The sequence below is a fragment of the Stenotrophomonas sp. FR024 genome, from assembly GCF_047500745.2.
GTDB lineage: Bacteria > Pseudomonadota > Gammaproteobacteria > Xanthomonadales > Xanthomonadaceae > Stenotrophomonas > Stenotrophomonas maltophilia_A.
Genome location: NZ_JAXAXM020000002.1, coordinates 438,536 through 444,217, shown reverse-complemented (window position 1 = coordinate 444,217; position 5,682 = coordinate 438,536). Strand labels below are relative to the sequence as shown.

The window sequence follows — 5,682 nt, the reverse complement described above, 5'->3', positions numbered from 1 at the left end:
GTTGCCGGCCAGCGGCCGGCACTACCAGAGACGCGTCAGGTCGACGCGCTGCGGATCGCCTCCGGCAGCGGCGCGCTCTTGCCGGTCTGAGTATCCATCCACACCACCACCACGTTGCCGTCGGAATACAGCTTCGACTCGTCCTGCTGGTCGACGATGCGGTGGCCGATGGTGACGCTGCTGTTGCCCAGGCGCTCGACGAACAGTTCGACCAGGATGTCGTTGGGCCACACGATCGGCAGCCGGTAGTTGACGTTGGTCGCGGCCACCACCGGTGCGATGCGGTCGGTCATCGACACGCCGTCCACGCCCAGCATCCAGCGCACGCGCGCTTCTTCCAGGTAGGAAATGTACTTGGCGTTGTTGACGTGGCCCATGCTGTCCATGTCACGCCAGCGCACGCTGATCGGGATGCGGGCCAGGATCTTGTGTTCGCTGCTCATCAGGCGTCCTTCTTCTTCGTCGTGCTTTTGCTGGCCTTGCCGGTGCTCTTGGCGGCCACGGCCTTCTTCGCCACCTTGGCCGGCTTCTCAGGCTTCACCTTGCGCGGGGGGCGCGCATCGGGCTTGTTGGCCACGGCGGCCGGCTGCTCCGGGCGCGCGCGGGTGGAGGGCAGCATGCGTGCAAGGAACTGGCCGGTGTACGACTGCGGGCAGGCCGCCACGTCTTCCGGCGTGCCGGTGACCAGGATGGTGCCACCGCGGTGGCCGCCTTCCGGACCCAGGTCGACGATCCAGTCGGCGGTCTTGATCACGTCCAGGTTGTGCTCGATCACCACCACCGTGTTGCCTTCGTCGCGCAGCTTGTGCAGCACGCCCAGCAGCGCTTCGATGTCGTGGAAGTGCAGGCCGGTGGTCGGCTCGTCGAGGATGTACAGGGTACGGCCGGTATCGCGGCGCGACAGTTCCTTGGACAGCTTCACGCGCTGTGCTTCACCACCGGACAGCGTGGTCGCGCTCTGGCCCAGCTTGATGTAGCTCAGGCCGACGTCGACCAGTGTTTCCAGCTTGCGTGCGATCGACGGCACCGGCTCGAACAGCTTCAGTGCATCCTCGACGGTCATTTCCAGCACGTCGTTGATGTTGAAGCCCTTGTACAGGATCTCCAGCGTTTCGCGGTTGTAGCGCTTGCCATGGCAGACATCGCACGGCACGTACACGTCCGGCAGGAAGTGCATCTCGACCTTGATCAGGCCGTCGCCCTGGCAGGCTTCGCAGCGGCCACCGCGCACGTTGAAGCTGAAACGGCCCGGCGAATAGCCGCGCGCACGCGCTTCGGGCACCTGTGCGAACAGTTCGCGCAGGGGGGTGAACAGGCCGGTGTAGGTGGCCGGGTTCGACCGCGGGGTGCGGCCGATCGGCGACTGGTCGATGTCCACCACCTTGTCGAACAGGTCCAGGCCATCGATCTCCTTGTACGGGGCGATCGGGTGCGAGGAACCGTTGATCTCGTTGGCGGCCAGCGAGAACAGGGTGTCGTTGATCAGGGTCGACTTGCCGGAGCCGGACACGCCGGTCACGCAGGTCAGCAGGCCCGACGGAATCGCCAGGTCCACGCCCTTCAGGTTGTTGCCGCTGGCCCCGCGCAGGTGCAGGGTCATCTTCGGGTTCGGCTTGTGCCGGCGCGCGGGGATCTCGATCGCACGCTTGCCCGACAGGTACTGGCCGGTCAGCGAACGCGGTGCCTCCAGGATGTCCTGCAGGGTGCCCTGGCCGACGATCTCGCCGCCATGCACGCCCGCGCCCGGGCCGATGTCCAGCACGTAGTCGGCCAGGCGGATCGCGTCCTCGTCATGCTCGACCACGATCACCGTGTTGCCGAGGTCGCGCAGGCGGGTGAGGGTGCCGAGCAGGCGCTCGTTGTCGCGCTGGTGCAGGCCGATCGACGGCTCATCGAGCACGTACATCACGCCGACCAGGCCGGCGCCGATCTGGCTGGCCAGGCGGATGCGCTGTGCCTCGCCACCGGACAGGGTGTCGGCCTTGCGCTCCAGGGTCAGGTAATCCAGGCCGACATCGACCAGGAAGCCGAGGCGTTCGCCGATCTCCTTGACGATCTTCGCGGCGATCTCGCCACGCCAGCCCGGCAGGCTCAGTTCACTGAAGAACTTCAGTGCCTCGTCGATCGGCAGCACCACCAGCTCCGGCAGCGGGCGATCGGCCACGAACACGTTGCGCGCCGCCTTGTTCAGGCGCGCACCATGGCATTCCGGGCACGGCTGTTCGCTGATGTACTTGGACAGCTCCTCGCGCACCGCCGGCGACTCGGTTTCCTTGTAGCGGCGTTCGAGGTTGGGAATGATGCCCTCGAAGCGATGCTTGCGCTGGGTGCGGCCACCAGCTTCGGTGAAGTAGGTGAAGGTGATCGTTTCGTCGCCGCTGCCGTACAGCACGGCCTGCTGCACCTTGGCCGGCAGCGAGTTCCAGGTGGCGTCCACGTCGAACTTGTAGTGCTTGGCCAGCGAGGCGATCAGCTGGAAATAGTAGGCGTTGCGGCGGTCCCAGCCGCGCACCGCACCGGCGGCCAGCGACAGCTCCGGATGCACCACCACGCGCGAGGGATCGAAGAACTCGGCGATGCCCAGGCCATCGCAGCCGGGGCAGGCGCCCATCGGTGCGTTGAACGAGAACAGGCGCGGTTCCAGCTCCGGCAGCGAGTAGTCGCACACCGGGCAGGAGTACTTGGAGGAGAACAGTGCCGGCGTGGCGTCGGCGGTGTCCAGGCTCTGCACCGAGGCCATGCCATCGCCCAGCTTCAGTGCGGTCTCGAAGCTCTCGGCCAGGCGTTGCTTGATGTCCTCGCGCGGGCGGAAGCGGTCGATCACCGCCTCGATGGTGTGCTTCTGGCGCAGCGCCAGCGGCGGCACCGCATCGATTTCATACAGCTCGCCGTCCACGCGCACACGCACGAAGCCCTGCGCACGCAGCTGGTCGAACACCTGTGCGTGTTCGCCCTTGCGGTCGCGGATGACCGGCGCCAGCAGCATGTAGCGCTGTTCCGGGTCCAGCGTCAGCACCTGGTCGACCATCTGGCTGACCGTCTGCGCTTCCAGCGGGTAGCCGTGGTCCGGGCAGCGCGGGGTGCCGACGCGGGCGTACAGCAGGCGCAGGTAGTCGTAGATCTCGGTGATGGTGCCGACCGTCGAACGCGGGTTGTGCGAGGTCGACTTCTGCTCGATCGAGATGGCCGGGGATAGGCCTTCGATGTGGTCCAGGTCCGGCTTTTCCATCACGCTCAGGAACTGGCGCGCATAGGCCGACAGCGACTCGACGTAGCGGCGCTGGCCTTCTGCATAGATGGTGTCGAACGCCAGCGAGGACTTGCCCGAACCGGACAGGCCGGTGATCACGATCAGCTTGTCGCGGGGCAGGTCGAGGTCGAGGTTCTTCAGATTGTGCGTCCGCGCGCCGCGGATGCGGATGAAATCCATCGCCATGGGGGATCCGGTTGTGGGGCGTTGGCTGGGTGCCGGGCCAGCAGGGAACGGCAATCGGTCAGCCTACCGAGGTGACCAGATGGGGGCAATGGGCGACAATGCCAGCCCGATGTCTCACCTGATGAGACAGGCCGACAGGCAGGGGTCAGATCCCTTTTCACGACGTGAAAAGGGATCTGACCCCGTTCTGGCCGGGCCCCCGGGCCGTTCAGGGGTTGACTTGACCCGTGCCCGCTGATCTGCGTACAATCCCGCTCCTGTCCGCCCTCGATGGCGGCAGCTCAGACCACAATAACTACAGAGGAAGGCCTGGTCATGTACGCAGTACTGGTCACCGGCGGTAAGCAATACCGCGTGGCGCAGGGCGAAAAGCTCCGCATTGAAAAGCTCGAAGTCGAAGTCGGCAGCGAGATCAAGTTTGACAACATCCTGATGCTGGGTGACAGCGACGGCGTGAAGCTGGGCGATGCGCTGAAGGGCGCTGCCGTCACCGCCAAGGTCCTGTCCCAGGGTCGTGCTGACAAGGTCCGGATCATCAAGTTCCGTCGCCGCAAGCACCACATGAAGCGTCAGGGTCACCGTCAGTACTACACCGAAATCGAGATCACCGGCATCGCCGGCTAAGCATCAGGAGAAGCAGTCATGGCACATAAAAAGGGCGTAGGCTCCTCGCGCAACGGTCGCGACTCCAACCCGAAGTACCTGGGCGTCAAGATCTTCGGCGGCCAGGCCATCGAAGCCGGCAACATCATCGTGCGTCAGCGCGGCACCCAGTTCCACCCGGGTTCGGGCGTTGGCCTGGGCCGTGACCACACCCTGTTCGCCCTCGTGGACGGCAAGGTGGAGTTCTCGGTCAAGGGCGCCAAGAAGCGCCGCACCGTCAGCATCGTCTCGGCCGACGCCTGATCCAGGCATCGCCGGCACCCGTGCCACGGCATGGGGGTGCTGCATGAAGAGCCCCGCTTCGGCGGGGCTTTTCGTTAGAGTGAAAGCAAGACCGGCCAGGCCGGGGTGCCGGCCAGTGGCTGGCATAACATTCAAGGCGACGGCAGGCAGGCCGCGCCCATCGCAGGCATCGAAACAATGAAACTGGTAGACGAAGCAGAAATCGAAGTGTTCGCCGGCAACGGCGGCAACGGCTGCATTGGCTTCCGTCGCGAGAAGTTCATTCCGCTCGGCGGCCCGGACGGCGGCGACGGCGGTGCGGGCGGCAGCGTGTACATCCGCGCCGACGAAAACCTGAACACCCTGGTCGACTTCCGCCATGACCGCATCTTCAAGGCGCAGCGTGGCGAGAACGGCATGGGCCGCCAGGCCTATGGCAAGGGCGGCGAAGACCTGACCATCACCGTGCCGGTCGGCACCGTGGTGATCAACGTCGCCACCGATGAAATCATCGGCGACCTGACCCGGCATGGTGATCGCCTGCTGGTGGCGCAGGGCGGTCGTGGTGGCCTGGGCAACATGCACTTCAAGAGCTCGACCAACCGCTCGCCGCGCCAGGCGCTGCCGGGCGAGCCGGGCGAAGAGCGCACGCTGAAGCTGGAGCTGAAGCTGCTGGCCGACGTCGGCCTGCTGGGCTTCCCCAACGCTGGCAAGAGCACCCTGATCCGTGCCGTTTCGGCGGCGACGCCGAAGGTGGCCGATTACCCGTTCACCACGCTGTACCCGAACCTGGGTGTGGTGAAGGTGGAGAACTACCGCAGCTTCGTGATTGCCGACATTCCCGGCCTGATCGAAGGCGCTGCCGACGGTGCCGGCCTGGGTGCGCAGTTCCTGCGCCACCTGCAGCGCACCCGACTGCTGCTGCACCTGGTGGACATCTCGCCGATGGAAGGCGGTGTGGAAGGCATTTCCCCGGTCGAGCAGGTGCGCGCGATCGAGCGCGAACTGGAAAAGCATGATCCGGAGCTGCTGCAGAAGCCGCGCTGGCTGGTGCTGAACAAGGCCGACCTGATGTTCGAAGACGAAGCGAAGGCTGCGGCCGAACAGATCGTCGCCGAGCTGGGCTGGAAGGAGCCGTGGTTCCTGGTTTCCGCGCTGGGCCGCGAAGGTACCTTCCCGATCATGAGCCGGATCATGGCCTTCTTCGATCGCCAGAAGGAAGACGAGCTGGAAGCCCGCAACGCGCAGTAATGCTGTTGTGGTTCCATGCGAAAAACCCGGCTTCGGCCGGGTTTTTCATTTTCCATTAGTGCCGGCCGCTGGCCGGCATTCCTCGGGGTTGCCGGCCGCTGGCCGGCAAC

The 5,682-nt window shown here is 65.5% G+C and carries 5 protein-coding genes; 3 read left to right on the top strand and 2 right to left on the bottom strand.

Features of this window, described 5'->3' with window-relative positions; all coding sequences use genetic code 11:
- Positions 1-35 precede the first annotated feature (35 nt).
- Together ACMZ91_RS04040 and uvrA are read right to left on the bottom strand one after the other, a co-directional pair.
- On the bottom strand, positions 36-443 hold the full coding sequence (locus tag ACMZ91_RS04040; RefSeq protein WP_006424673.1) for an acyl-CoA thioesterase: 408 nt from the start codon (positions 441-443) through the stop codon (positions 36-38).
- Positions 443-3,436 (bottom strand): excinuclease ABC subunit UvrA, encoded by a 2,994-nt coding sequence (gene uvrA / locus ACMZ91_RS04035; RefSeq protein WP_414578615.1) that lies wholly within the window; start codon positions 3,434-3,436, stop codon positions 443-445. Before uvrA ends, ACMZ91_RS04040 begins: the two co-directional genes overlap by 1 nt.
- A gap of 315 nt (positions 3,437-3,751) precedes the next feature.
- On the opposite strand from uvrA, the gene rplU reads away from it, so the two are divergent.
- The 3 genes from rplU (at position 3,752) to cgtA (ending at position 5,572) form a co-directional block, all read left to right on the top strand.
- Entirely contained in the window at positions 3,752-4,060 is a 309-nt protein-coding gene (gene rplU, locus ACMZ91_RS04030) for a 50S ribosomal protein L21 (protein ID WP_005408557.1), read from the top strand.
- Between the two features lie 18 nt (positions 4,061-4,078).
- Entirely contained in the window at positions 4,079-4,342 is a 264-nt protein-coding gene (rpmA, locus tag ACMZ91_RS04025) for a 50S ribosomal protein L27 (protein ID WP_005415704.1), read from the top strand.
- Between the two features lie 177 nt (positions 4,343-4,519).
- Positions 4,520-5,572: an Obg family GTPase CgtA gene (gene cgtA, locus ACMZ91_RS04020; protein ID WP_049398916.1), complete on the top strand. Its 1,053-nt coding sequence runs from the start codon at positions 4,520-4,522 to the stop codon at positions 5,570-5,572.
- Positions 5,573-5,682 lie beyond the last annotated feature (110 nt).

Coding starts and splice junctions, on each gene's coding strand:
- ACMZ91_RS04040 (WP_006424673.1), bottom strand. CDS start 443: ATGAGCAGCGAACACAAGATCCTGGCCCGCATCCCGATCAGCGTGCGC.
- uvrA (WP_414578615.1), bottom strand. CDS start 3,436: ATGGCGATGGATTTCATCCGCATCCGCGGCGCGCGGACGCACAATCTG.
- rplU (WP_005408557.1), top strand. CDS start 3,752: ATGTACGCAGTACTGGTCACCGGCGGTAAGCAATACCGCGTGGCGCAG.
- rpmA (WP_005415704.1), top strand. CDS start 4,079: ATGGCACATAAAAAGGGCGTAGGCTCCTCGCGCAACGGTCGCGACTCC.
- cgtA (WP_049398916.1), top strand. CDS start 4,520: ATGAAACTGGTAGACGAAGCAGAAATCGAAGTGTTCGCCGGCAACGGC.